A 23,678-nucleotide genomic window follows, 5' to 3' on the forward strand; every position below is an offset into this window, starting at 1 on the left:
AGCCGTTAGACTTGCAACGAAGCCAACAGCACGGGGAGAGCCGGGGAAATGCGCCAGACGACGCCGCGCGTTGGATGCAGCCTGCTTCTGTGCGCCGTCCTGGCCGCCTGCAACAGCACCGAGGCAACGCTCGACCCGGCCTCGGTCGGGACGGACAAGCGCGCCAGCACGGTGAGCGCGCTCGCCCCGCAGGAGACGGCCAACGGCGTCGCCGCGCCGGGCGCGGCCGGCGCCATCCCGCCGCAGACCGCCAATCTGGCGCAGGCCGACGTGCGGCTGCAATTCGCCCCGGTTGTCGGGGCGACCGTTCAGGCAGCGACGCCGCTGGCGCAGCGTATTTCCGCGCGGGCCAGCCAGCGCGGCCTGGCGATCACCGCCGGCGGCGCCAACCCGCCCACCCATCTGGTAAAGGGCTATTTCTCCGCCATCACCGAAGGGCGCGAAACCATGGTCATCTTCGTGTGGGACGTGCTCGATCCGGCCGGCAACCGCCTGCATCGCATCCAGGGTCAGGAAACGGTCGGCTCGGTGGCGCCCGATCCCTGGTCGGCCGTTCCGGCGGCGACGATGGAAACCATCGCAGAGCGCACGATCGACGAATTGTCGGGCTGGCTTTCGAGCCGCAGCGGGTAGCCTCGTTCCGGCGCGCGCACCGCGCATGGAAACCCTTTCTTTGGATTAGCCCGAGAATCCTGCCGCGCGCGCTTGCAATAGCGCGGCTGATCGCTAAAAGCCGCCTACATACCTTGCCGACCGCCGGGGACGCTGCATGAAACTTTTCGCGGGCAATTCCAATCGGGTGCTGGCCGAGGCCGTCGCCCGGTACCTGAACACGCCGCTGGGAAAAGCAAGCGTCAGGCGCTTCGCGGATCAGGAAATCTTCGTCGAGATTCAGGAAAACGTGCGCGGCGAGGATGTCTTCGCGCTGCAATCGACCTCCTATCCGGCCAACGATCACCTGATGGAAATGCTGATCATGATCGATGCGTTCCGCCGCTCCTCGGCGCGACGCATAACGGCGGTAATTCCCTATTTCGGCTATGCCAGGCAGGATCGTCGCGCGTCTGGCCGCACGCCGATCTCGGCCAAGCTGGTCGCCAATCTCATCACCCAGGCCGGCGCCGACAGGGTGCTGACCCTCGACCTGCATGCCGGCCAGATCCAGGGTTTTTTCGACATTCCGACCGACAACCTGTTCGCCGTGCCGGTGCTGGCGCGTGACGTGAAGGCGCATTACGACCTTGCCAACGTCATGGTGGTGTCGCCCGACGTCGGCGGCGTGGTGCGCGCCCGGGCACTGGCCAAGCGCATCGACGCGCCGCTTGCCATCGTCGACAAGCGCCGCGAGCGGCCCGGCGAATCGGAAGTGATGAACGTGATCGGCGACGTGCGCGGCAAGGACTGCCTGCTGATCGACGACATCGTCGATTCGGGCGGCACCTTGTGCAACGCCGCCGACGCGCTGTTGGGCAACGGCGCCACCAGCGTCACCGCCTACATCACCCATGGCGTGCTTTCGGGCGGGGCGGTGGCGCGCATCGCCGGCTCCAGGCTCAAGGAGCTGGTGATTACCGATTCGATCCAGCCCACCTCCGGCGTCCAGGCGGCGCACAATGTCCGCGTCGTGACGATCGCCGATCTGATCGGCGAAGCGATCTCGCGCACGGCCAGCGAGGAATCGGTCTCCAGCCTGTTCGACTGAACAAGCTCATGCGCTAACCGGCAACAAGCCGAACCGCCATCCCCGCCAGCGCGGCCAATCCCAGAACGACGACCATGTTGGCCTTGAGCCCGATCAGCGCCAGGGCCGCGGCAAGCGCGATCGCGGCCGCCATGGGGTCGAAACTCGCCGGATCGGGCACCGGCCATTCGAACGGACCGGACCGCGCCTGCCCGACCGTGGCGAACACCACGTGCAGCGAAAACCACAGCGCGAGATTGGCGATGACGCCGACCACGGCGGCCGTCACCGCCTCGAGCGCCCGCGCCAGCCAACGCACGGCGCGGACCCTTTCCACATAGGGCGCGCCGGCGAATATCCACAAGAAGCACGGCACGAAGGTGAACCACAGCGTCACCAGCGCGCCGCCGAGCCCGCCCACCAGCGGCTCCCCCCCCGCAAGCCGCGCCCCGCCGAGAAAACCGACGAAGACAAGCACCAGGATCAACGGTCCCGGCGTGGTTTCGGCCAGGCCGAGACCGGTCAGCATTTCGTCCGGCCGCAGCCAGCCATGCACCTCGACCGCCTGCTGGGCGACATAGGCAAGCACGGCATAGGCGCCGCCGAACGTGACCGTGGCCATCTTGGAAAAGAAACCGGCCTCCTGGGCATAAACATGCCCACCGCCGGCCACGGCCGCGATCGCAAGCAGCGGGCCGAACCAGATCGCCAGCCAGGTGACGGTCGTGACGAGGAAGCGGCGCGCGCTCGGCCGCGCCCAGTCCGGAACGGAAGCGGCCGGCGCCGGCGAAACTGCCATGCCGTGGCCGCCGCCCCGGTCGCCGAGCCGATGCAGGAGCACCCCGGCCGCCGCGGCAAGGGCGATGATCAGCGGGAACGGGATTTTCAAGAATGCGATCCCGACGAAGGCGGCGAGCGCGATCAGCGCCATCAGCGGCCCCTTGACGGCGCGTCTCGACACTTTGATCAGCGCTTCCAAAACCACGGCGAGCACCGCCGCCTTGAGGCCGAACAGCAATCCCTGGACGAGCGGCACGTCGCCGGCGACCAGATAGGCCGCCGACAAGCCGGTGATGACCAGCGCACCGGGCAGAACGAACAACAGCCCGGCGATCAGCCCGCCGCGCACCCCGTGCCCAAGCCAGCCGGCATAGGTGGCAAGCTGCATGGCCTCCGGCCCCGGCAGCAGCATGCAATAGTTGAGCGCGTGCAGGAACCGCGCCTCGTCGAGCCATTTCTTCTCCTCGACCAGGATGCGATGCATCAGCGCGATCTGGCCTGCCGGCCCGCCGAAGGACAACAGGCCGATGCGCGCGAAGGTCGCGGCCGCCTCCGGCAAAGACGGCGCATCGGCCGGGCGTTTCGCGGTCTGCGTGGTCATGCCGAGATCGCCGGCCGATGGCGAGGTTCGGCACCGGCATGGCGACACCGGCCGCCAAGCGCATCGTAGGGAATCATGCTCTTTTCCACTCGCGAATGCTCATCGCCCTCGAGCGCCGAAAGGCCGGACGGCAGGGGCGCCCCGCACAATGGCCGCGGGGTGTGACAGAGCCAAGTCATCGATCGGGAAAATCCGCACCCGGCAACGCCGGCCGATGCGGCGACCCGCCGGGCGGATGAGGTGCTGGGCCGCGGTCCGAAACACGTCAGAAGACCGGCTCCACATCCCGGAACGCCTCGCGCACCGCATCCACCATGCCGTCGACCACCGCCCCGTTGGAGCGCGGATTGCGGTAAAGCACAACGCGCGACGTATCGATGTCGCCGAACCCCTCGGCGGGAGCGAGTTCGCGGCATCCCTGCGGAATGTTGCTGCGCGAGATCGGCGCGATGGCCAGCCCGGAGGCGACGGCGAGTTTCAGCCCGCCGCTGGTGTCGCTGCGATAAGCGATGCGATAGTCGCACCGCTGTTGCTGGAGCGAGCGCATGGCGAATTCGGTGCACCAGCCGGTCGTCTCGTAAAGCGCGATCGGCAGCGGCCGTTCCAGATGCTGGTTGTGTTCGTCCGACGTCACCCACACCGTCGGGTCGATACGCAACGTCTCGCCGCTCGGATTGTCCTCCCACTCGAAAACGATGGCGAGATCGAGCTGATTGGTCTTAAGCGCGGTCAGATGACGCACGGACGGTCCGTAGTGGGCGGTGATGTCGACCTTCGGGTGGAAGCGCGCAAAATTTCCAAGTGCCTGCGACAGCACCGAATATCCGTACTCTTCCGGGACGCCGATACGCACCCGCCCGCTCAGCGACGGTGCGCGGAACGAGGCCTCGGTCTCCTCCAGCAAGGCGACGACACGGCGCGCATAGGACAGAAGCTGCTCGCCCTTGCGGGTCATCGTGACACCGCGCGAGCCGCGTTCGAACAATTGCTCGCCGAGCGTGTCCTCGAGCCGTTTGACCTGCATGCTCACCGCCGACTGGGTGCGGCCGATACGGTCGGCCGCGTAAGTGAAATTGCCGGCCTCGGCCACGGCCACGAATGTGCGCAACTGATCGCTGTCGAGTTGAATCGGCCCGCCTCCCCCATCAGATTTTCTAATGCCAGACATCACTGCAATTCGTTTGAAACATGTCAAGGCTGGACCTATCTCATGGACAATTCAATGCATGAGGTGGTCGCCATGGCCCTCGCACTCGACTTTCAGACAGGAACCGGCTGGTTCGCCCGGCTGAGGAAAACCGCGGCCGCCCCGGCCAAGCCCGAGCTCGACGCGCCCACGCGCGATCTTTTGGCAAAACGCGACGATCGGCTGCTGCGCGATATCGGCATCAGCCGCGCCGCGCTGCAGGGCCGCGACGCGGTCGTGTTCGAGGATCTGGCACGGCAGCGCCGGCTCTGGCAGCTTTGAGACCCGTCCGACAGAAGCCGGTACCGGCGCTCGGACAGGATCAAGCCGCGGCGTAAGCCGAAGGCTCGAGCCGGCCCGACGCAGAGCCGGCGGGGTCCCGCCCCAGGACAGTTTCAGGAGACCTCACTCTCCTCACTCCCGCCGGTCTTCGGACCGGCGTTTTTTTGTCCGCTCACGCATCGTAGTCGGCATCGGCCACCGGCTCCTGCCAGGCCACCGTCTCGCCATCGAGCGCTTCCTGCATGGCGATATGCGTCATGCCGGTACGCGGAGAGGCGCCATGCCAATGCCGCTCGCCGGGCGGAATCCACAACGTGTCGCCGGGCCGCAGCTCCACCATCGGGCCGCCCTGGCTCTGCGCGCGCCCGAACCCCGACACGACGTAGAGCGTCTGGCCGAGCGGATGGGTGTGCCAGTTGGTGCGCGCCCCGGGCTCGAAATGCACGACAAGCGCGCGCAGGCGCGCGGGCGCGTCCGCCTCCACGATCGGATCCTGCCACACCGTGCCGGTGAACCAGTCGCCGGGGGCGCGTCGTGACGGCCGCGTGCCGCCGGAAAAATGTTTCATCGCCGCTCTCTTTCTCATCGCGTTCGGTTCTGTCGGATTTGGACCCTCAAGCACGGTGCGCGTCAAGCCGCGCCGTCTCCGCGAGGGCCCGGCCGGTCGAGACCGCGCCGGACGACGTCCTGCGACGGCTGCGGGCTTCTTGCCTTTTCCGGCATGTTCGCCTATAGCACCGCCACCCGCGTAGACACCCTTGGAGGCAACGCGGCGGAAGGCCGCCCGACCGGCGGCTTTCGACGTTTACGGGACTGGCCCAGCCAGCCGTGAACGCTCCAGCAACGCGAAAGGAAAAGCCATGAGCGAGAGCTACGAGCTCACGGCCGAGGCGCGCGAACGGGTCGGTAAGGGGTCCGCCCGCGAAATTCGGCGCAACGGTAAAATTCCCGCCGTCATCTACGGCGAAAAGCAGCCCCCGCTGCCCATCATCCTGCCCTATAAGGATGTGCATCTGCGCATCACCGCCGGCGGGTTCATGACCACGCTGGTCACGATCAATGTCGACGGCAAGAAGATCCAGGTCCTGCCAAAAGACTACCAGCTCGACCCGGTGCGCGATTTCACCATGCATGTCGACTTCCTGCGCGTCGGCAAGGGCACGATCGTCACCGTCAACATTCCCGTTCACTTCGAGAACGAGGACGAGTGCCCGGGCATCCGCCGCGGCGGCGTGCTCAACATCGTGCGGCACGACATCGAGTTCACCTGCCCGGCGAACGCGATCCCCGACGCCATCACCGTCGACCTGACCGGCCTCGATCTCGGCGATTCGGTCCACATTTCGGCCGTCGCCCTGCCGGACGGCGTTAAGCCGACGATCACCGATCGCGATTTCACCATCGCCACGATCGCGGCTCCGGCCGGCCTGAAGTCGGAAGAGGACGCCGAAGCGCCCGAGGCGCCGGAGACCGAGATCGTCGGCGAAGAGAGCACCGACGGCGAAGGCGAGAACGAGGCGGAATAGGCCCGGCCTGCCGGGAGTGTGCGAGCAGTGCTGATCTTTGCTGGTCTCGGCAATCCCGGCCCGAAATACGAGAACCAACGGCACAATGTCGGGTTCATGGCGGCGGACGCGATCGCCCGCCGCCATTCCTTTTCGCCCTGGTCGAAGAAGTTCAAGGCCGAGATCGCCGAGGGCCGGCTGGCCGGCGAAAAGGTGCTGCTCGTCAAGCCGCAGACCTTCATGAACCTGTCCGGACAGGCGATCGGCGACGCGCTGCGCTTCTACAAGCTTTCGACCGCCGATCTGGTCGTGTTTTACGACGAGCTCGATCTTGCCCCCGGCAAGGTCAGGATCAAGACCGGCGGCGGCTCCGGCGGCCATAACGGCATCAAGTCGATCGACGCCCATTGCGGCAAGGACTACCGGCGCGTGCGCATCGGCATCGGCCACCCCGGCGACAAGGCGCTGGTCCACAATCACGTGCTCGGCGATTTCGCAAAGGCCGACCGGACCTGGCTCGAGCCGCTGCTCGACGCCACCGCCGACAGCGCCGTCCTGCTCGCCAAGGGCGACGACAACGGCTTCATGAACAAGCTGAGCCTGGCGGTGCCCGGCGCGGCGAAACCGGGCCGCCCGGCGGCCGCGACGGACACCAAGCCCCCGGCCAAGGGCCAAAGCCATATCCGCCAGGCCCGTCCCCAGGCCCCGTCTGTGCCGGTGCCCGAAAGCGGGCCGATGGCGGCGATGCTGAAAAAACTGCTCGGAAAATAGACCGGCCGGCGCGCAGCCGGCGCAGGGGCGGTTCCGCCCCGCCGGCGGATGGCGGCGCGCCAGGCGGAAAGACCTTGACGATCATCAATCCTTTCGCCCATACGCCGGGGCGATTTCTTGCATAGGACCTCTGCATCATGGGTTTCAAATGCGGCATTGTCGGCCTGCCCAACGTGGGCAAGTCGACGCTTTTCAACGCCCTGACCAAGACCGCGGCCGCGCAGGCGGCGAACTATCCGTTCTGCACGATCGAGCCGAACACCGGCGAGGTTGCGGTGCCCGATCCGCGCATGGCCCCGATCGCCCGCGTGGCCGGTTCCAAGGAACTGATCCCGACCCGGATCTCCTTCGTCGACATTGCCGGCCTGGTGCGCGGCGCGTCGAAGGGCGAAGGGCTCGGCAACCAGTTTCTGGCCAACATTCGCGAGGTCGACGCCATCGTCCACGTGCTGCGCTGCTTCGAGGATGACGACATCACCCATGTGGAGGGCCGTATCGATCCCGTCGCCGATGCCGAGACGGTCGAAACGGAACTGATGCTTGCCGACCTGGACAGCCTGGAGCGGCGTATCGTCCAGACCCGCAAACGCGCCACCGGCAAGGAAAAGGAGGCCGTCGCGGCCTTGCCGATGATGGAAAAGGCGCTTGCGCTCTTGCAGGACGGCAAGCCGGCGCGGCTGCTCTTGTCGGGCATCGCGGCGGAGGATCTGCACAATCTGCAGGCGCTGAACCTCCTGACCTCGAAACCCGTTCTATATGTGTGCAACGTCGCCGAGGCCGACGCGGCGACCGGCAACGCGGCCAGCGCGGCGGTCGAGGCGATGGCGGCGGCGCAGGGCGCCCACACCGTCGTCATCTCGGCTGCGATCGAGGCCGAAGTCGCCCAGTTGCCGGACGAGGAGGCGGCCGAATATCTCCAGGCGATGGGGCTCGAGGAACCCGGCCTCGACCGCCTGATCCGCGAGGGTTACGCCCTGCTCGACCTGATCACCTTCTTCACCGCCGGCCCGAAGGAAACCCGAGCCTGGACCGTGATGAAGGGCGCGAAGGCGCCGCAGGCCGCAGGCGTCATCCACACCGATTTCGAGCGCGGTTTCATCCGCGCCCAGACAATCGCCTATGACGACTATGTCGGCCTCGGCGGCGAGACCGCCGCCAAGGAAGCCGGCAAGGCCCGCGACGAGGGCAAGGAGTATGTCGTCCAGGACGGCGACGTGATGCTGTTCAAATTCAACACATAAGCGGTCGCACACTTTACGGCGCCCGGCCGCCGGTTCACTTTGACCGGCCATGAACACCCAGTCCCACGTCCTGATGGGCGCCGCCTTTTTCGGCCGCCCCCTGCCGCGCCTGGCCTGGGCGGGGGCCGCCGGCGGCATCCTGCCCGACCTGCCGATGTACACGATCGTCGCCGCGCTCGGCCTGCTCGGCTATTCCGTCTCCGACATTTTCGATCGCCTTTATTGGGAACCGTGGTGGCAGATCGCCAATGCGATCGGCCACAATTTCCTGCTCTGGGGCACGCTCACGATCGTCGCCGCACTTGCGATCGCCCGGTCGCGGACCGGCCCGCCCCAGGCGTCCTCTCCCGCGCCCGGTAGCGAAACGGCTGGCGTCGCGGCGCTCGTCTTCGCGTTTTCGGCCTCCGCCCTGCTGCATTCGCTGATCGATTTCCTCACCCATCGCGCCGACGCGCACATGCATTTCTGGCCGCTGTCGGACTGGCGCTTCCGCTCGCCGGTGTCGTATTGGGATCCGGACCATTACGGCAACTGGTTCGGCCTGTTCGAGGCCGCGCTCGGCATTGCGCTGATCCTCGTGCTTTTCCGCCGCTACCGCGCGTTGCCGCTGCGCGCCGGTCTTCTGGTCGCGCTCGGACTTTACGTCGCCGTGCCGGCCTTCTTCTTCTTCACCCACCACGGATGACGCCGGCGCCGACCCTGGCCCCACCAAAGGCGCAGCGATAGCGCTTGCGCAGCGGCCGCAAACCGGCGAAAACCCGTTCGCACTTGAACAGGTTATGCGATGACGGACACAAAGATCGCCTATGAGGATTTCGAGGTCGGCGGCACGATCGAGTTCGGGCCGCGCGCCGTGCCTGCCGACGAGATGATCGATTTCGCCACGCGGTACGATCCCCAGCCCATGCATCTCGACCAGGCTGCCGGCGAGACAAGCCTGCTCGGCGGGCTCGCCGCGTCGGGCCTGTTCACCGCCTCGATCTTCATGCGCATGATGTGCGACGGCTACCTGCTCAATTCCACCTCGCAGGGGTCGCCGGGGCTCGACTACGTCAATTTTCGCCGCCCGCTGATGGCCGGCGACACGGTGCGCGGCCGCACGACGGTTCTGGCCAAGCGCGAATCGGCCTCCCGGCCCGGCCTGGGTTTCGTGTCCGTCAAACACGAGCTGTTCAACCAGAACGACGAGCTGGTCTGCGAGATGGCCAATACCGGCATGTTCTTGATGCGCAACGGCGGAGCGGCGGCATGACACTCGACGCGGCACTGGCCATCGGCGACACGGTCACGCTCGGCCGTCACACGTTCGAAGCCGACGAAATCAAGGCGTTCGCGTCGAAATACGACCCGCAGCGCTTTCACGTCGACGAGGAGGCGGCCAAGGCGAGCGTGTTCGGCAAATTATGCGCCTCGGGCTGGCATACGGCCGCCATGTGGATGAAACACAACGTCGCCTCCTTTCCGGCCACCGCCGAACGGGCACGGGCACGCGGCGCCACCCTCACCTTCGGTCCGGCCGCCGGCCTGCGCGACCTGAAATGGCTGAAGCCGGTCTATGTCGGCGACACCATCTCCTTTACCCGTACCGCCGAAAGCCACCGCGCGCTGGTGTCGAGACCCGGCTGGCGGCTGCTGTCGAGCCGCTGCGAGGCGCACAACCAGAACGGCGAGCCGGTGATGCGTTTCGTGTCGCTGACGCTGGTGAAGGCCGAGTAGGCTCAGCCCCCGTCGACGCGGCGGCGCGTTTCGGCGTCGACCAGGGCGCGCAACCGGCTGAGCAGCGGATCGCGGCTGGTCTGCGCCACGCCGTAATCGAGATTGAACGCGTAATCGAAATCCGGCGCGTTGCGACCGATCACATGCTGCAGCATGGTTTCCAGCTTGTCGAAGCCCTTGGCCAAGACCGCCTCCGGCGTGAGGGCGGCATTGTATTCGTCCCAAAGCGCCAGCATTTCGGCGCGCAGATCGTCCGGCAGCGGCGCGCACAACGTTTCCAGATCGGCGCGTTCGCGTTCGGCGCGACCGTCGTCGCCGGCCTGGTGGATGGCCGGCACGTCACCGGAAATCGCCTCGCCGAGATCGTGGACGATGCACAGCTTGAGCAGCCGCAGCAGGTCGCGACCGGCCAGCTCGCGCTCGAACAGAAGTGCCAGCAGGCACAGCCGCCAACTGTGCTCTGCCGTGCTTTCGGCACGCCCCTTGCTGGTGACGCCGCTGCGCAGCGTATCCTTCAGCCGCTCCGCCGCCTGGACGAAGGCGATGATCCCGGCAAGGCGTTCGGTCTCGGCGGGCGCAGGTGATTCCATCGCTTCAGGCTAAAACCGTTCGCCGCGGAAGGAAATCGCCGGCTCGCGAGAAGATGTCGTGGTTCGGCTGCCAATGCAGGCGCTGGGCGCGGCTACCGGTTCAATGCCCTTCGTACGAAATCAACGTGCGGACGGGAACGTCGAGCGACTCGAGCTTGGCCCGGCCGCCGAGTTCCGGCAGGTCGATGACGAAGCAGGCCGCCACGATGTCCGCCCCCATCTGCCGCAACAGCTTGGTCGCGCCCTCGGCCGTGCCGCCGGTCGCGATCAGGTCGTCGACCAGGATCACCTTTTCCCCCGCCTCGACCGCGTCGCGATGCATCTCCATCTCGTCGATGCCGTATTCGAGGCTGTAGGCGACCCGCACGGTCTCGTGCGGCAGCTTGCCCTTCTTGCGGATTGGAATGAAGCCGGCCGAAAGCTGGTGCGCGATCGCGCCGCCGAGGATGAACCCCCGCGCCTCGATGCCGGCGATCTTGTCGATCTTCGTGCCGGCATAGGGATGGACGAGTTCGTCGACGGCGCGGCGGAAGGCGCGCGCATTGCCGAGCAGTGTGGTGATGTCGCGAAACTTGATGCCCGGCTTCGGATAATCGGGAATCGTGCGGATCGCGTCGCGAAGCGTATTTTCCAAACTGGTCTTCATGGCCCCTGCCCCGTTGCAGGACAGTTTTGACCGCAGCGGCGGCAAAAGAAAAGGGCGCACGCGGCGCCCTTTTCTGAAATCAACGGATAAGTCGCCCGCTCAATGCTCGATCTGCGACCAGATCTTGCGCTTGGTGAGATAGACCAGGCCGGCGAACAAGAGCAGGAAGACCATCACCCGGAAGCCGGTCTTCTTGCGCTCCTCCATATGCGGCTCGGCCGCCCACATCAGGAAAGCCGATACGTCCTTGGCATACTGATCGACGGTCTGCGGCGAGCCGTCGTCATAGGTCACCATGTCGTCGAACAGCGGCTGCGCCATGGCCAGCGACGCACCGCCGAGGAAATAGGGATTGTAGTAGGTGCCTTCCGCCACGTTCAAACCCTCCGGCGGGGTCTCTTCGTAACCGATCAGCAGGGCATGGATATAGTCAGGGCCGGCCTCGGCGTACTGGGTGAAGACGTCGAACACGAAGGTCGGGAAACCGCGTTCCACAGCCCGCGCCTTGGCGATCAGCGAAAAGTCGGGCGGGGCCGCCCCGCCATTGGAGGCCGCGGCGGCTTCCGCGTTCGGGAACGGCGCGGGAAAATAATCGGCGGGAATGGCCGGGCGGTCGAACATATCGCCGTTTGAATCCGGGCCGGCCTGTACGGTGTACTCGGCCGCGAAAGCCTTCACCTGCGCTTCGGAATAACCGAGATCTTGCAGCGTGCGGAACGAGACCAGATCAAGCGAATGACAGGCCGCGCAGACTTCCTTGTAGACTTTCAGGCCGCGCTGGAGCTGCGCCTTGTCGTAGGTGCCGAACGGGCCGGCAAACGACCAGTCGAGCTCTTTCGGCTTCTTGATCGGGTAATGGGCCGGCTCCGCCTCGTTGCCGGCGTCCTCGGCCGCGAACGTCGGCCCGGCCAGTCCGGCGAAGACGAAGGCGAGCGCCGCGAAACCGCTCAGGATGGTCTTCATGCGGGAATTCCTTTCAAGCTTCACGGTCCTCGCCTCAGGCATTCTTGTCCGGCGCCGCATTGGCGCCTTCCGGCAGCGCGGCCGCGCTTCCGGCATTGCGCGCCAGTACGGCCTCGGTGATCGATCCGGGCAGCTTGCGCGGTGTTTCAAGCAGGCCGAGCACCGGCATGATGACGATGAAGAAGGCGAAGTAGTAGAGCGTCGCCAACTGCGCCATCACGACATAGGCCCCTTCGGCCGGACGCGAGCCGAGCCAGCCCAGGAAGATCGAGTCGAGCACGAACACCCAGAAGAACAGCCGGTACCAGGGCCGGTAGGCGGCCGAACGCACCTTCGAGGTATCGAGCCACGGCACCACGAACAAGACTGCGATCGCGCCGAACATGGCCAGCACGCCGCCGAGCTTGGAATCGATCGGGCCGATATTGAAGGTGATCGCCCTGAGGATGGCGTAGAACGGCAGGAAATACCATTCCGGCACGATATGGGCCGGCGTCTTCAGCGGGTCGGCCTGGATGTAGTTGTCCGGATGGCCCAGGAAGTTGGGAATGTAGAAGACGAAATAGGCGAACACGATGAAGAACACCACCATCGCGAACGAATCCTTGATGGTCGCGTAGGGCGTGAAGGCCACCGTGTCGGTCTTCGACTTGACCTCGATGCCGGTCGGGTTGGTCTGGCCGGTCACGTGCAGAGCCCACACATGCAAAACGACCACGCCGGCGATCATGAAGGGCAGCAGGTAATGCAGCGAGAAGAAGCGGTTGAGCGTCGGGTTGTCGACCGCGAAACCGCCCAGCAGAAGCTGCTGGATCCACTCGCCGACCAGCGGGATGGCGGTGAAGAAGCCGGTGATGACGGTCGCGCCCCAGAAGCTCATCTGGCCCCACGGCAGCACGTAGCCCATGAAGGCGGTCGCCATCATCAAGAGATAGATGATGCAGCCCAGGATCCACAGCAACTCGCGCGGCGCCTTGTAGGAGCCGTAATAGAGCCCGCGGAAAATATGGATATAGACGGCGACGAAGAACATCGACGCGCCGTTGGCGTGCAGATAGCGCAAGAGCCAGCCGGAATTGACGTCGCGCATGATCTTCTCGACCGACTCGAAGGCGAGCCCGGTGTCCGACGCATAGTGCATGGCCAGCACGACGCCGGTCAGGATCTGCGCGACCAGCATGATCGAGAGAATGCCGCCAAACGTGTAGGCGTAATTCAGGTTGCGCGGCACCGGATAGGCGACGAAGGAATCGTACATTAGCCGCGGCAGCGGCAGACGCTTGTCGATCCAGCGTTCGAATGCGGTGTTGGGTTTGTAGGTGGAATGTCCGCCGGCCATAATGCTCTTCCCCAGGTCCTCAGCCGATCCGAATGGTGGTGTCGGAAATGAATTCGAAGATCGGCACGGCCAGGTTTTCCGGCGCCGGGCCTTTGCGGATACGTCCGGCCGTATCGTAGTGCGACCCGTGGCACGGGCAGAACCAGCCCCCGAACTCGCCGGCCTGGCCGAGCGGCACGCAGCCGAGATGGGTGCACACGCCGACCATGACGATCCAGTTCTCCTTGCCCTCGCCGGCGGAGCGGTCGATATCCGTCGCCGGCGCGTCAGCCGAGATGTTTGCGTTGCGGGCGACGGGATCCTTGAGATCCTCAAGCGCAACGCCCCTAGCGGCCTCGACCTCTTCGGCCGTGCGGTTGCGGATGAAGACCGGCCTGCCGCGCCATTTGGCGGCAACCGACATGCCCGGCTCGATCGCCGACACGTCGACCTCGATCGTCGACAGGGCAAGGGTGGAGGCGTCCGGACGCATCTGGTCGATAAACGGCCAGGCCACGGCACCGGCGCCGATCACGGCCGCCGTTCCGGTCGCCACATAAAGAAAATCCCTGCGATTGGGATCGTGGGTTTCGTTGACGCTCACAGGTCCTGTTCCTCTCGCGATTGTGAGCCGCACCCCGCACCCCGGCATCCCGGATCGGGGTTGCCCGTGCGCATGCGCACGGACGGGCTGGAATCCCGGCAATTGGCGATGGTTTCTAGGCGCGATGGTTTCGCTTGTCCATATGATTGCCGAACAGGTGGGCAGTTTGTCGCGGGCTTTTTTGGCGCAAGCCGAACGATCGCCGGCGTGACGCCGGACCGCGCGCGCCCGCGCGGCTTTTTCCACAGCGGCAACCGGCTATCGCGCACCAAGTCGCGCCAGCACCTCGCGCGGAATGGCGTATTCGCGGATCACGTCCTCATGCCGGCGCAGGCCGCACAATTCGCGCTGGATGAAATAGCCGTGGACGGCATCGGCCGCCGCCTTCAAGGCCTGCCGGCGCTCGGGCGCCGTCCCGCCGACGCCGCGCAGCCTTTCGAGCGCCTTTTCCACCTTGTCGCCGGCTCGACCGAGCGCGGAGGCCTTTTCGGCCAGAATATCGACGTCGAGCGCAAGCAGCGGCGTCACGCCGGCGACCAGGTGGCCATCGGGGGAGCGCCGAACCAAGCCCGCCTACTCCGCCGCGATACGGCCGGGCAGGAAGCCGCCTGACTGGCGTTTCCACAACTGCGCGTAAAGGCCGCCTTTCTCGACGAGTTCGGCATGGCTGCCGTCCTCCACGATGCGGCCCTCGTCGAGCACGACCAGCCGGTCGAGCGCGGCGATGGTCGACAGCCGGTGCGCCACCGCGATCACCGTCTTGCCCTCCATCATGCGCTCCAGATTGTCCTGGATCGCCGCCTCGACCTCCGAATCGAGCGCCGACGTCGCCTCGTCGAGGATCAGGATCGGCGCGTCCTTCAACATCATCCGTGCGATCGCGATTCGCTGGCGCTGGCCGCCCGACAGCTTCACCCCGCGCTCGCCGACATGGGCGTCGTAGCCCGTGCGCCCCTTCTGGTCGGCGACCTCGACGATGAAGTCGTGCGCGGCGGCGCGTTTGGCCGCCTCGACGATCTCGGCCTCGCTGGCGCCCGGCCGGCCATAGGCGATGTTGTCGCGGATCGAGCGGTGCATCAGCATCGGCTCCTGGCTGACCACCCCGAACTGGGCCCTGAGCGAACCCTGGGTCAGCATGCGTATGTCCTGGCCGTCGAGCAGGATGCGCCCGCCCTCGACGTCGAACAGCCGCAGCATCAAATTGACGATGGTCGTCTTGCCCGCGCCCGACGGCCCGACCAGCGCCATGCGCTCGCCCGGCCTGACATGCAGGTTGAAGCCGTCGATCACGCCCGCGCCCTTGCCATAGTGGAAGGTGACGTTTTCGAAGCGGATATCGCCCTTTGCGCGCGCCATCGTCGCCGCGTCGTCGGCGTCGCGGATCGCCGGCAGCACGGAAATCGTGCCGGTCGCGTCCTGGATGGTGGCGTAGGAGCGGATCAGGCCGTTGATGTTGAACATCATCCAGCCCGACATATTGTTGAGCCGGAAGACGAGCCCGAGCGCCGCGGCGATCGCGCCGGTCGAGATCGTGCCTTGGGTCCAGTTCCAGACCGCGATCGTGCCGACCGAGGCCATCATCGCGCCGTTGAGGAAATTCACCGCGGCGCGCACCGTGGTGATGGCGCGGGTGAGCCGCACCACCGCATTGAAGAACCCCTCCAGCCCGTCGCGCACGAAGGCGTGCTCGCGTCGTCCCGAATCGAACAGCTTGACCGCCACGATGTTGGTGAAGGCGTCGACCAGCCTGCCGTTGAAGATCGAGCGCTGGTCGGCCGTCGCCCGTCCGGCGCGCCGCAACCGGGGCAGCAGATAGCGGATGATCAGCAGATAGCCGCAAAACCACAGCGCCACCACCAGCCCCATCAGCGGATCGAGTGCGACCAGCAGCGACGTGGCCAGGATGACGAAGGTGAGGAACGACCAGATCGACTGCAGCACCGACACGATGAAGTCGCCGACCGCCTCGCCGCCCTGCATGATCTTGGTGGCGATGCGGCCGGCGAAATCGTTCTGGTAGAACTCGTAGGGCTGCTCGATCACGCGGCGGAAGGCCTGCCAGCGGACCATGGCGAAAAAGCCGGGAACGATGATTTGCTGTTCCACGAGTGCTGCGCCGACCATCACCGAGGCGCGAATGACGAAGACGAGCACAAGCAGCCCGACCAGTTCGGGCCAATGCTCGGCGAACAAGGTGGCCGGCTCCGCCCTGTCGAGCAGGTCGACGAGCCAGCCGATCGACCAGTAGAGCCCGGCATCGACCGCGCCGACCAGCCCGCCGGTGATCAAAAGCAGCACGAACGGCCCCTTCGCCTGGCGGGCGAAATACAGGATGAAGCGCCAGGCATCCTTGGGCAGGACCTCCTGCTCGGTGTCGTGGAACGGATCGATAACGCCTTCGATCCGACGCCAGAAGCGGTCGGGCTTGTCGTCCCGCGCAGTCGAATGCCTATCCGTCGATACCGTCATGACTCGTGTCTATCCGATTTCATCTCCGTCCGTCCCCACCTGGCGAGGCGGCAACGGACGGTTTTCAAGCATGCCTACTCCGCGGCCTGCGCGGCTTCCAGATCGAGGAAACCGCCGGACTGCCGTTCCCACAATTGGGCGTAGAGCCCGCCCCGCGCAAGCAGCTCCTCATGCGTGCCCTCCTCGATCACCCGCCCCTTGTCCATCACCACCAGACGGTCCATGGCCGCGATGGTGGAAAGCCTGTGGGCGATCGCGATCACCGTCTTGCCCTCCATCAGCCGATAGAGGTTTTCCTGGATCGCGGCCTCGACCTCCGAATCGAGCGCCGAGGTCGCCTCGTCGAGAATCAGGATCGGCGCGTCCTTCAGCATGACGCGCGCGATCGCGATGCGCTGGCGCTGGCCGCCCGACAGTTTCACGCCGCGCTCGCCGACATGGGCGTCGAAGCCTTTACGCCCTTTCGGGTCGGTCAGCTCGGCAACGAAGGACAGCGTCTCCGCCTTCGCCGCCGCGTCCAGCATCATTTCCTCGGTCGCGTCCGGCCGGCCGTAAAGGATGTTGTCGCGCACCGAGCGGTGCAGCAGCGAGGTGTCCTGCGTGACCATACCGATATTGGCCCTGAGCGAATCCTGGGTGACCTCGGCGATATCCTGGCCGTCGATCAGGATGCGGCCGGCCTCGATGTCGTAGAAACGCAGCACGAGATTGACCAGGGTCGACTTGCCCGCGCCCGAGCGACCGACCACGCCGACCTTCTCGCCGGGTCGGATCGTCAGCGACAACTGCTCGATGACGCCCTTTTCCTTGCCGTAATGGAAGCGGACATTGTCGAACACGATGCCGCCCTGCGAAACCTCGAGCGGGCCGGCATCCGGCTTGTCCTCCACCAGCCGCGGCAGCGAGATCGAGTTGATGCCGTCGCGCACCGTGCCGATATTTTCAAACAGCGCCGACAATTCCCACATGATCCATTGCGACATGCCCCACAGCCTGAGCACCAGGCCGAGCGCCACGGCGATCGCGCCGACCGTCACCGCCTCGGCGAGCCACAGCCAGATGCCGAGCGCGCCGACCGCAAACAGGCACAGCGAGTTCAAAACGTAGAGCACGCCGTAAAGCCCGGTCACCAGCCGCATCTGCCGATAGACTGCATCGAGGAAACTGGCCATGCCGTCGCGGGCGTAACGCGCCTCGCGGTTGGCGTGCGAAAACAGTTTTACCGTCTGGATATTGGTGTAGCTGTCGACGACCCGGCCGGTCATCAGCGAACGCGCATCGGCCTGCACCTCCGCGACGCGACCGAGCCGCGGCACGAAATAGCGCATCAGGAAAATATAGGCCACCAGCCACGCCGCGATCGGCGTCGCCAGCCGCCAGTCCGCCGCGGCCACGATGAACAGCATGCCGGCGAAATAGACCGTGACATAGTTCATCACGTCGAACAGCTTGATCACGCATTCGCGCACGGCGAGCGCGGTCTGCATCAGCTTGGTCGCGATACGGCCGGCAAATTCGTCCTGGTAGAAGGTCATCGACTGCTTGAGCAGATAGCGATGAACCTGCCAGCGGATGCGCATGGGATAGTTGCCCATCAGCGTTTGCTGGCTGACGAGCGAATGAAACCACACCATGATCGGCAGGGCGAACAGCACGACGGCGCCCATGCCGGCGAGCTTCAGGCCTTCTTCCTCGAGAAAGGTGGCGCGGTCCCTCTCCGCCAGCCAGTCGACGATGTTGCCGAGAAAGGAAAACAGCCACACCTCGACGATCGCGATCAGCGCCATCAGGATGGCGGCCGGCACGAGAGACGGCCAGGCGCCGCGCGTATAATGCAGGCAGAACGCCAGCAGCGTGCGCGGCGGCTCTTCCGGCTCGTCGGGCGGAAACGGGTTCAGTCTTTGTTCAAACCAGTGAAACATGAGTGGCCTCGAAAACATCAATATAGGTCAAAGGAGCGCGGACAGGAGTAAGCGACGGGCCGGTGCTGCCAGCCCGTGTCAGCAGACCCATCGCCGCATGCGGCAAGCCGTGTTCTTGCGATGGCGTCCGGCGCGGGAGAGTGCGGGGCAAGAGCCGCGGTCAGCACCGCGATCGCTGCCAGCCCCAGAGCGACGACAATGCCCGACGTCAGGCAGGTGTCGGGATGTTCAGGGCGCGCTCGCGCAGCGGGGTAAGGGCAAAACAGACAGAGCACGGTTCGAATCCTCGGCTATCGGGTCAAAAGGCCCGGCGGAATTCGAAACGGAAATGCCTGTCAAAAGAGGAAGCGTCGAGCCGAATACCGCCGTCAGGAACGGGGTCTGCCGATGAGGCAGAAGGATGATGCGAACATCATGATTGTCATGTCTGCCTCCGCGGTTCGGGTTGACGAGGGCCGTTATATAGCCTCTTGGCGGCGGTGAGGCCAGCCCGCGCACTTTAGCGGAGGCTGATCTTGCAGCGACTGTGGCCGATGGGCCACGCCAATTGGGGAGCTACTTCGTGAACGAACGTCCGCGCCTGGCGCTCTACCAGCCCGACATTCCCGGCAATACCGGCGCGATCCTGCGGCTCGGCGCCTGCATGGGCATGACCGTCGACGTGATCGGCCCGGTTGGCTTCGACCTCTCCGACCGGGCTTTGAAGCGCGCCGGCATGGACTATCTGGCCACGGCCGCCCTTGCCCGGCACGCCGATTGGGCGGCGTTCGCGACCTGGCGCGAGGCCGAGGGCCGGCGTCTGGTGCTGTTCACCACCCGCGCCACCCTGCCCTATACCGAATTGGCGTTTCGACCCGACGATATCGTGCTGTTCGGGCGCGAATCGGCCGGCGTGCCCGACACCGTGCACGAGGCCGCCGACGAGCGCGTGCTTGTTCCCATGCCCGGCGGCGGCCGCAGCCTCAACCTGGCCATGACGGCGGCGATGGCGGCCGGCGAGGTCATGCGTCAACTGACGGCAGGCTAAAAAACGGGACGCGCCGCCAGGCGATCGCGATGCTAATCCGCCGTCGGCAGGCGGCGCATGGTGAACTCGATCACGTCGCGCGGACGCTCGCACCAGCTTTCGATCGCGGTCCAGTAGGCCTGTTTCGGCCAGCGGTCGAACCATTCGCGCGCTTTGGCCCGCGCATCCGCGCGCGGCAACACGAAGGTCTCGCGCAAAAACCCGTCGCGCGGCAGGCGTTCGCCCTGGCTGCGATGTCTGTCGAGCCTCTTCTTAAGCCCGTCGAGGGGCGGTCTCGGCGGTGTCCGCACGCAAAGCCTCTCCCAAGATCGGCCTCAAGACTAGGATCGAATCGGCGCCAAGGCGAGTCTTTTGTGCCGCCGGGCGCATGCGGCGATCGGCGGGCTGGCCTCCGGGCGCGCTTGGCTCTAAGGGCTTGGGAGGATCGAGCAGCAGCGAGGACGCGCCATGCAACGCCCGGACATTCCCGCCGACATGCCCGCCGGCATCGAAGACAAGAAGGAGACGGCCAGAAACTGGTTCGAAAGTCTGCGCGACCGTATCTGCGCCGATTTCGAGGCGCTGGAGGACGCGCTGACGGGTCCGCTTCGCGAGCGCCCGGCCGGCCGTTTCGAACGCAAGCCCTGGCATCGCGACGGCGGCAAGGGCGGCGGCGGCGTGATGTCGATGATGCACGGGCGTGTCTTCGAAAAGGTCGGCGTGCACACCTCGACCGTCCATGGCGAGTTCTCGCCGGAATTCCGCAAGCAGATCCCCGGAAGCGAGGAGGACCCGCGCTTCTGGGCCTCCGGCATTTCGCTGATCGCGCATCCGCACAATCCCAACGTGCCGGCCGTGCACATGAACACCCGCATGGTGGTGACGGCCCGGCAATGGTTCGGCGGCGGCGCCGACCTGACCCCGGTGCTCGACCGGCGCCGCACCCAGGAAGATGCCGACGCGCGCGATTTCCACGCCGCCATGCAGGCCGCCTGCGCCCGCCACGAGGTCGCGGACTATCCACGCTACAAGAAATGGTGCGACGACTATTTCTTCCTGCCGCATCGCGACGAGCCGCGCGGCATCGGCGGGATTTTTTTCGACTGGCTGCATTCCTCCAGCCAGGCCGGCGGCTGGGAGGCCGATTTCGCCTTCACCCGCGAGGTCGGTTCCGCCTTCGCGACGATCTATCCCAAGCTCGTGGCGCGCAATGTCGACACGCCCTGGAGCGAGGCCGACCGCGAGGAACAGCTTGTCCGGCGCGGCCGCTATGTCGAGTTCAACCTGCTTTACGACCGCGGCACCACGTTCGGCCTGAAGACCGGCGGCAATGTGGAGTCGATCCTGTCCTCCATGCCGCCACTGGTGAAATGGCCCTGAGATCGGCGTTCGCCGCCAATCGTGATCGCGTCGGGGGCAACGATTTGCCCGATTTCGTGTTATCCTGGACGAACCCGCAAGCAGAACGGATCCAGGAGGAAAGACCATGAAGGAATATCACTGCGGATCGCTCGTTCCGGGCTGCGAATGGCATACCAGGCACGAGGACGAGGCCGAGATCATGCGCCGCGTCGTCGAGCATATGCGGCTCGACCATGGCGAGGACGTCATTCGCGAATCGATGGTCGAGGCCATCCGCTCGCGCATCGAAAAGACGCGCAACGCCGCCTGACGGCAGCCGCGTCCTCCGCCGCGCCCGGCAACACCGTCGCCGGGCGCCGGCCGGAAAATATCAAAACCGCCAAGTCTTTCAGGGCAGGCAAGTCTGTCAGGACAGGATGGTTCGCTTCAGCTCTTCCGCGCGGGCGAGCAGGGCATCGCGTTCCAGCACAAAGCCCGAATCGATCCAGATTTCCTCAAGATCGCGTAGCGCATTGCCCATTTTCGGGCCGGCGGGAATGCCGATCGCGATCAGATCGGCGCCGCCGATCGGAAATTCCGGCATCGTCCAGCCGTCGAGGAATTTTTTCAGCCGGTAGTAGCCGCCGGCCTCGATCATCGCCGTGTCGTCGGCGACGGCGCGCGCCCGCGCCGAGGCCAGCGCCAGCCGCAGCCGATCATCGAACCCGGCGCGACCGGTCCTGTAGGCGAGTCGCGCCAGCTCGGTTTCGCTCGCCGTGGGGCCGATTTGCGGCGTCGCCGCCCAGGCAACCAGCCTGTCGCGCTCGGCGTTGGCGAGTTTCAGCCGCCGCGCCAGGGCGGCAATGCGCGGGGCGTCCGGCGGAACGATCGCGGCGAGCCGCACAAGCGGATCGGGCGGCCAGTCAAGGTCGCGTTCGGCCCGCACGAGGCCGTGAATGGCGTCGATGCCCCATTTCTCGCTCTCGGGAAGGATGGCGGTCAGCACACCCGCCTGGCGCATCCACAACAGCGCGCGGGACGGATCGTCGGCCGCAAGCAGCCGCTTGAGCTCCGACCACACCCGCTCGGCCGACAGCGTGTCGAGGCCGCGTTTGAGCCGCGCGCAAGCCTTGAGCCCGGCCGCGTCGGGCCGGCCCGAGCCGTAACGGGCGAAAAAGCGGAAAAACCGCAGGATGCGCAGATAGTCCTCACGGATGCGGGCCTCTGCATCGCCGATGAAGCGCACCGTGCGGCTGTCGATGTCGGTGAGCCCGCCGACCAGGTCGACGACGCGACCGGCCGCGTCGGCGTAAAGCGCGTTGATGGTGAAATCGCGCCGCTCGGCATCGGCCTGCCAGTCGCGCCCGAAGCGCACCTTGGCGCGCCGCCCGTCGGTCTCGATGTCGGCCCGGAGCGTGGTGACCTCGTAGGCGACGCCGTCGGCGATGACGGTGATCGTGCCGTGTTCGTAACCGGTTGGCACAGCCTTGAAGCCGCCGCGCTCGGCGCGCGCGACGGTTTCGTCGGGCAGGCAGGTGGTGGCGATGTCGATATCGCCGGCCGCCTCGCCCAAAAGCGTGTTGCGGATCGCGCCGCCGGCAATCCGCCCCTCTTCGCCGTCCTCCGACAACAGGGCCAAAAGACGCTGCAGCGCCGGCGCGGCAAGCCAGGGCGCCCTGTCCGCGATCGAAACCGGCGTCACGCGTAGAGCCTTTCGTAAACGGTACGGATGATGCCGGCGGTGATGCCCCAGATATACCGCTCGCCATGCGGCATGGTGTAGAAAAACCGTTCGCGGCCGTTCCACAACCGGCTTTCGCGGCGATGATTGGCCGGGTCCATCAGGAAGCGCAGCGGCACCTCGAAGGCGTCGTCAACCTCGGCGGGATTGATGGTCATGTCGAAGCCGGGGCTGACCGTGGCCAGCACCGGCGCGATCCGGTAGCCGCTGCCGGTGACGTAGTCGGGCAGGCGCCCGACAATGTCGACATGGCCGGGATCCAGGCCGATCTCCTCGCGCGCCTCGCGCAGGGCGGCAAACTCCGCCGTCGCGTCGTCGGGATCGATGCGGCCGCCCGGAAAGGCGATCTGGCCCGAATGGTTGCGCAGCGCGGCCGTGCGCGTGGTCAACAGCAATGTCGCCTCCGCGCCGCGATCGACCACCGGCACCAGAACCGCCGCATCGCGCAGCCTGTTGCCCAGGATCAGCTCCTTCAGCGACGGGTTGAGCACGTGATCGCCCAGCTCGACCGCGTGCGGCGCCTTCTCGCGAACCGCGCGCCGGCCGAATTCGGCCGCCGTGTATGCGGTGGGGTGGCACAGCTCCATCTACGCGCTCAGCCGTTCGAGCTCGGCCGCCGGCATGATGGGGAAGACGACGCCGCCGGAACGCACCGCAAACATCGTCTCGCCGTCGACCTCGATGTCCTCGCCGAGCTCCACCAGTTCGTACATCACCGCCCGCGCCACCAGCGCTTCCAGCCGCCCGCGCACCAGAAGATAGGGTTTCAGCCCTTCGGTCTCGTCTTCCAGCACGAAACGCAGCGGGTGGGCGTCGCCGGCCTCCACGACATCGCCGACATTGGTGCGGAAGGTGAGCCTGCGGTCGTCGCCAGTGCCCGACACGGCCAGCTCGACCGCCAGGAACGGCGCGTCCTCGACCCTGATCTCGACCTTTTCAACCGGGGTGACGAGATAGGTCTTACCGTCTTCGTCCTTGCGCAGAACGGTGGAAAAAAGCTGCACCAGCGGCATGCGGCCGATCGGCGTACCCATATAGAACCAGGTGCCGTCGGCGCGGATCTCCATGTCGATGTCGCCGCAATGGTCCGGATTCCAGCGCTCGACCGGCGCAGCGCCCTTTCCGGCCCGCGTCGCACGCGACACCAGCGCGGCGAGCGACGCGGCGTCGCCGGCTTCGTTCAAGCCCTTGCCTTTTGTCTCGGATTGATCGGTCATGGTCACGAAATAGTCACTGTCGCTCCGCTTGTCAGCCACTTTGGGCGTTTTAAGTTTAAGGTGCATATACCGGAATGGCGCGAATCGGGGGATCATGT

General features: G+C 66.0%; 27 protein-coding genes. 12 read left to right on the forward strand and 15 right to left on the reverse strand.

The genetic code is table 11. The features are described from left to right. Positions 1 to 48: 48 nt before the first annotated feature. Both C7T96_RS07525 and C7T96_RS07530 read left to right on the forward strand, forming a co-directional pair. Positions 49 to 633 carry a hypothetical protein gene (locus C7T96_RS07525; RefSeq protein WP_106570599.1) on the forward strand — a complete coding sequence of 195 codons (585 nt, stop codon included), beginning with the start codon at positions 49 to 51 and terminating at the stop codon, positions 631 to 633. 136 nt (positions 634 to 769) lie between these two features. Next, a complete protein-coding gene (locus tag C7T96_RS07530) occupies positions 770 to 1,702 on the forward strand; it encodes a ribose-phosphate pyrophosphokinase (RefSeq protein ID WP_106570600.1) in 933 nt (310 codons plus the stop codon). Between the two features lie 13 nt (positions 1,703 to 1,715). Here the strand turns inward: C7T96_RS07530 and chrA are convergent, their stop codons facing one another. Both chrA and C7T96_RS07540 read right to left on the reverse strand, forming a co-directional pair. Beyond that, positions 1,716 to 3,062, reverse strand: a complete 1,347-nt coding sequence (chrA, locus tag C7T96_RS07535; RefSeq protein ID WP_106570601.1) for a chromate efflux transporter — start codon at positions 3,060 to 3,062, stop codon at positions 1,716 to 1,718. Between the two features lie 265 nt (positions 3,063 to 3,327). Then, entirely contained in the window at positions 3,328 to 4,230 is a 903-nt protein-coding gene (locus C7T96_RS07540; RefSeq protein WP_106570602.1) for a LysR family transcriptional regulator, read from the reverse strand. 42 nt (positions 4,231 to 4,272) lie between these two features. Here C7T96_RS07540 and C7T96_RS07545 point away from each other — a divergent pair, with 42 nt between their 5' ends. Continuing rightward, positions 4,273 to 4,530 carry a DUF1127 domain-containing protein gene (locus tag C7T96_RS07545; RefSeq protein WP_106570603.1) on the forward strand — a complete coding sequence of 86 codons (258 nt, stop codon included), beginning with the start codon at positions 4,273 to 4,275 and terminating at the stop codon, positions 4,528 to 4,530. A 172-nt stretch (positions 4,531 to 4,702) separates the two neighbouring features. Here C7T96_RS07545 and C7T96_RS07550 read toward each other — a convergent pair whose 3' ends face one another. Beyond that, positions 4,703 to 5,098 (reverse strand): cupin domain-containing protein, encoded by a 396-nt coding sequence (locus C7T96_RS07550; protein WP_106570604.1) that lies wholly within the window; start codon positions 5,096 to 5,098, stop codon positions 4,703 to 4,705. A gap of 292 nt (positions 5,099 to 5,390) precedes the next feature. Here C7T96_RS07550 and C7T96_RS07555 point away from each other — a divergent pair, with 292 nt between their 5' ends. The 6 genes from C7T96_RS07555 (at position 5,391) to C7T96_RS07580 (ending at position 9,763) form a co-directional block, all read left to right on the forward strand. Next, positions 5,391 to 6,056, forward strand: a complete 666-nt coding sequence (locus C7T96_RS07555; RefSeq protein WP_106570605.1) for a 50S ribosomal protein L25/general stress protein Ctc — start codon at positions 5,391 to 5,393, stop codon at positions 6,054 to 6,056. A gap of 27 nt (positions 6,057 to 6,083) precedes the next feature. Beyond that, positions 6,084 to 6,806, forward strand: coding sequence for an aminoacyl-tRNA hydrolase (gene pth / locus C7T96_RS07560; protein WP_106570606.1), 723 nt, complete (start codon positions 6,084 to 6,086; stop codon positions 6,804 to 6,806). A 137-nt stretch (positions 6,807 to 6,943) separates the two neighbouring features. Then, positions 6,944 to 8,047, forward strand: coding sequence for a redox-regulated ATPase YchF (ychF, locus tag C7T96_RS07565; protein ID WP_106570607.1), 1,104 nt, complete (start codon positions 6,944 to 6,946; stop codon positions 8,045 to 8,047). Positions 8,048 to 8,096: 49 nt separating this feature from the next. Continuing rightward, on the forward strand, positions 8,097 to 8,732 hold the full coding sequence (locus C7T96_RS07570; protein WP_127599470.1) for a hypothetical protein: 636 nt from the start codon (positions 8,097 to 8,099) through the stop codon (positions 8,730 to 8,732). Between the two features lie 99 nt (positions 8,733 to 8,831). Next, positions 8,832 to 9,299 carry a MaoC family dehydratase gene (locus C7T96_RS07575; protein ID WP_106570609.1) on the forward strand — a complete coding sequence of 156 codons (468 nt, stop codon included), beginning with the start codon at positions 8,832 to 8,834 and terminating at the stop codon, positions 9,297 to 9,299. Further along, complete coding sequence (locus C7T96_RS07580; RefSeq protein ID WP_106570610.1) at positions 9,296 to 9,763, forward strand: MaoC family dehydratase; 468 nt, start codon at positions 9,296 to 9,298, stop codon at positions 9,761 to 9,763. The genes C7T96_RS07575 and C7T96_RS07580 overlap by 4 nt, the downstream gene beginning before the upstream one ends. 2 nt (positions 9,764 to 9,765) lie before the next feature. Here the strand turns inward: C7T96_RS07580 and C7T96_RS07585 are convergent, their stop codons facing one another. From C7T96_RS07585 to C7T96_RS07620, 8 genes are all read right to left on the reverse strand, one after another. Next, entirely contained in the window at positions 9,766 to 10,353 is a 588-nt protein-coding gene (locus C7T96_RS07585) for an HD domain-containing protein (RefSeq protein WP_106570611.1), read from the reverse strand. Positions 10,354 to 10,453: 100 nt separating this feature from the next. Next, positions 10,454 to 10,999, reverse strand: a complete 546-nt coding sequence (locus tag C7T96_RS07590) for an adenine phosphoribosyltransferase (protein ID WP_106570612.1) — start codon at positions 10,997 to 10,999, stop codon at positions 10,454 to 10,456. 99 nt (positions 11,000 to 11,098) lie between these two features. Then, positions 11,099 to 11,962 carry a cytochrome c1 gene (locus C7T96_RS07595; RefSeq protein WP_106570613.1) on the reverse strand — a complete coding sequence of 288 codons (864 nt, stop codon included), beginning with the start codon at positions 11,960 to 11,962 and terminating at the stop codon, positions 11,099 to 11,101. A gap of 34 nt (positions 11,963 to 11,996) precedes the next feature. Then, positions 11,997 to 13,301, reverse strand: a complete 1,305-nt coding sequence (locus C7T96_RS07600) for a cytochrome b N-terminal domain-containing protein (protein WP_106570614.1) — start codon at positions 13,299 to 13,301, stop codon at positions 11,997 to 11,999. A gap of 19 nt (positions 13,302 to 13,320) precedes the next feature. Further along, positions 13,321 to 13,884 carry a ubiquinol-cytochrome c reductase iron-sulfur subunit gene (gene petA / locus C7T96_RS07605; RefSeq protein WP_164749890.1) on the reverse strand — a complete coding sequence of 188 codons (564 nt, stop codon included), beginning with the start codon at positions 13,882 to 13,884 and terminating at the stop codon, positions 13,321 to 13,323. 258 nt (positions 13,885 to 14,142) lie between these two features. Beyond that, on the reverse strand, positions 14,143 to 14,424 hold the full coding sequence (locus tag C7T96_RS07610) for a DUF6665 family protein (protein ID WP_238719904.1): 282 nt from the start codon (positions 14,422 to 14,424) through the stop codon (positions 14,143 to 14,145). A gap of 33 nt (positions 14,425 to 14,457) precedes the next feature. Next, the gene (locus C7T96_RS07615) at positions 14,458 to 16,353 is read right to left on the reverse strand and encodes an ABC transporter ATP-binding protein (protein WP_106570617.1); all 1,896 of its coding nucleotides are present in this window, start codon (positions 16,351 to 16,353) and stop codon (positions 14,458 to 14,460) included. Between the two features lie 74 nt (positions 16,354 to 16,427). Next, a complete protein-coding gene (locus C7T96_RS07620) occupies positions 16,428 to 18,275 on the reverse strand; it encodes an ABC transporter ATP-binding protein (protein ID WP_127599460.1) in 1,848 nt (615 codons plus the stop codon). Between the two features lie 562 nt (positions 18,276 to 18,837). On the opposite strand from C7T96_RS07620, the gene C7T96_RS07625 reads away from it, so the two are divergent. Then, on the forward strand, positions 18,838 to 19,302 hold the full coding sequence (locus tag C7T96_RS07625; RefSeq protein WP_106570934.1) for a tRNA (cytidine(34)-2'-O)-methyltransferase: 465 nt from the start codon (positions 18,838 to 18,840) through the stop codon (positions 19,300 to 19,302). Between the two features lie 32 nt (positions 19,303 to 19,334). Here C7T96_RS07625 and C7T96_RS07630 read toward each other — a convergent pair whose 3' ends face one another. After that, positions 19,335 to 19,592 carry a hypothetical protein gene (locus C7T96_RS07630; protein ID WP_106570619.1) on the reverse strand — a complete coding sequence of 86 codons (258 nt, stop codon included), beginning with the start codon at positions 19,590 to 19,592 and terminating at the stop codon, positions 19,335 to 19,337. A gap of 157 nt (positions 19,593 to 19,749) precedes the next feature. On the opposite strand from C7T96_RS07630, the gene hemF reads away from it, so the two are divergent. After that, the gene (hemF, locus tag C7T96_RS07635) at positions 19,750 to 20,661 is read left to right on the forward strand and encodes an oxygen-dependent coproporphyrinogen oxidase (RefSeq protein WP_106570620.1); all 912 of its coding nucleotides are present in this window, start codon (positions 19,750 to 19,752) and stop codon (positions 20,659 to 20,661) included. Positions 20,662 to 20,767: 106 nt separating this feature from the next. Continuing rightward, positions 20,768 to 20,953 (forward strand): DUF1059 domain-containing protein, encoded by a 186-nt coding sequence (locus C7T96_RS07640; protein WP_106570621.1) that lies wholly within the window; start codon positions 20,768 to 20,770, stop codon positions 20,951 to 20,953. Between the two features lie 96 nt (positions 20,954 to 21,049). Here the strand turns inward: C7T96_RS07640 and C7T96_RS07645 are convergent, their stop codons facing one another. From C7T96_RS07645 to C7T96_RS07655, 3 genes are read right to left on the reverse strand one after another with little or no spacing between them, the layout of a single operon-like run. Then, entirely contained in the window at positions 21,050 to 22,324 is a 1,275-nt protein-coding gene (locus tag C7T96_RS07645; protein ID WP_106570622.1) for a CCA tRNA nucleotidyltransferase, read from the reverse strand. Beyond that, the gene (locus C7T96_RS07650; RefSeq protein ID WP_106570623.1) at positions 22,321 to 22,950 is read right to left on the reverse strand and encodes a CoA pyrophosphatase; all 630 of its coding nucleotides are present in this window, start codon (positions 22,948 to 22,950) and stop codon (positions 22,321 to 22,323) included. The genes C7T96_RS07645 and C7T96_RS07650 overlap by 4 nt, the downstream gene beginning before the upstream one ends. Continuing rightward, positions 22,951 to 23,580, reverse strand: a complete 630-nt coding sequence (locus tag C7T96_RS07655) for a DUF1285 domain-containing protein (protein ID WP_106570624.1) — start codon at positions 23,578 to 23,580, stop codon at positions 22,951 to 22,953. Between the last annotated feature and the right edge of the window lie 98 nt (positions 23,581 to 23,678).

It is taken from the genome of Nitratireductor sp. StC3, assembly GCF_003015025.1.
GTDB lineage: Bacteria > Pseudomonadota > Alphaproteobacteria > Rhizobiales > Rhizobiaceae > Mangrovimarina > Mangrovimarina alexandrii.

Bases quoted from the DNA above. Each gene is read 5' to 3' on its own strand.
- C7T96_RS07525 (WP_106570599.1), top strand. From the start codon at position 49: ATGCGCCAGACGACGCCGCGCGTTGGATGCAGCCTGCTTCTGTGCGCC.
- C7T96_RS07530 (WP_106570600.1), top strand. From the start codon at position 770: ATGAAACTTTTCGCGGGCAATTCCAATCGGGTGCTGGCCGAGGCCGTC.
- chrA (WP_106570601.1), bottom strand. From the start codon at position 3,062: ATGACCACGCAGACCGCGAAACGCCCGGCCGATGCGCCGTCTTTGCCG.
- C7T96_RS07540 (WP_106570602.1), bottom strand. From the start codon at position 4,230: ATGTCTGGCATTAGAAAATCTGATGGGGGAGGCGGGCCGATTCAACTC.
- C7T96_RS07545 (WP_106570603.1), top strand. From the start codon at position 4,273: ATGGACAATTCAATGCATGAGGTGGTCGCCATGGCCCTCGCACTCGAC.
- C7T96_RS07550 (WP_106570604.1), bottom strand. From the start codon at position 5,098: ATGAAACATTTTTCCGGCGGCACGCGGCCGTCACGACGCGCCCCCGGC.
- C7T96_RS07555 (WP_106570605.1), top strand. From the start codon at position 5,391: ATGAGCGAGAGCTACGAGCTCACGGCCGAGGCGCGCGAACGGGTCGGT.
- ychF (WP_106570607.1), top strand. From the start codon at position 6,944: ATGGGTTTCAAATGCGGCATTGTCGGCCTGCCCAACGTGGGCAAGTCG.
- C7T96_RS07570 (WP_127599470.1), top strand. From the start codon at position 8,097: ATGAACACCCAGTCCCACGTCCTGATGGGCGCCGCCTTTTTCGGCCGC.
- C7T96_RS07575 (WP_106570609.1), top strand. From the start codon at position 8,832: ATGACGGACACAAAGATCGCCTATGAGGATTTCGAGGTCGGCGGCACG.
- C7T96_RS07580 (WP_106570610.1), top strand. From the start codon at position 9,296: ATGACACTCGACGCGGCACTGGCCATCGGCGACACGGTCACGCTCGGC.
- C7T96_RS07585 (WP_106570611.1), bottom strand. From the start codon at position 10,353: ATGGAATCACCTGCGCCCGCCGAGACCGAACGCCTTGCCGGGATCATC.
- C7T96_RS07590 (WP_106570612.1), bottom strand. From the start codon at position 10,999: ATGAAGACCAGTTTGGAAAATACGCTTCGCGACGCGATCCGCACGATT.
- C7T96_RS07595 (WP_106570613.1), bottom strand. From the start codon at position 11,962: ATGAAGACCATCCTGAGCGGTTTCGCGGCGCTCGCCTTCGTCTTCGCC.
- C7T96_RS07600 (WP_106570614.1), bottom strand. From the start codon at position 13,301: ATGGCCGGCGGACATTCCACCTACAAACCCAACACCGCATTCGAACGC.
- C7T96_RS07615 (WP_106570617.1), bottom strand. From the start codon at position 16,353: ATGACGGTATCGACGGATAGGCATTCGACTGCGCGGGACGACAAGCCC.
- C7T96_RS07620 (WP_127599460.1), bottom strand. From the start codon at position 18,275: ATGTTTCACTGGTTTGAACAAAGACTGAACCCGTTTCCGCCCGACGAG.
- hemF (WP_106570620.1), top strand. From the start codon at position 19,750: ATGCAACGCCCGGACATTCCCGCCGACATGCCCGCCGGCATCGAAGAC.
- C7T96_RS07640 (WP_106570621.1), top strand. From the start codon at position 20,768: ATGAAGGAATATCACTGCGGATCGCTCGTTCCGGGCTGCGAATGGCAT.
- C7T96_RS07650 (WP_106570623.1), bottom strand. From the start codon at position 22,950: ATGGAGCTGTGCCACCCCACCGCATACACGGCGGCCGAATTCGGCCGG.
- C7T96_RS07655 (WP_106570624.1), bottom strand. From the start codon at position 23,580: ATGACCGATCAATCCGAGACAAAAGGCAAGGGCTTGAACGAAGCCGGC.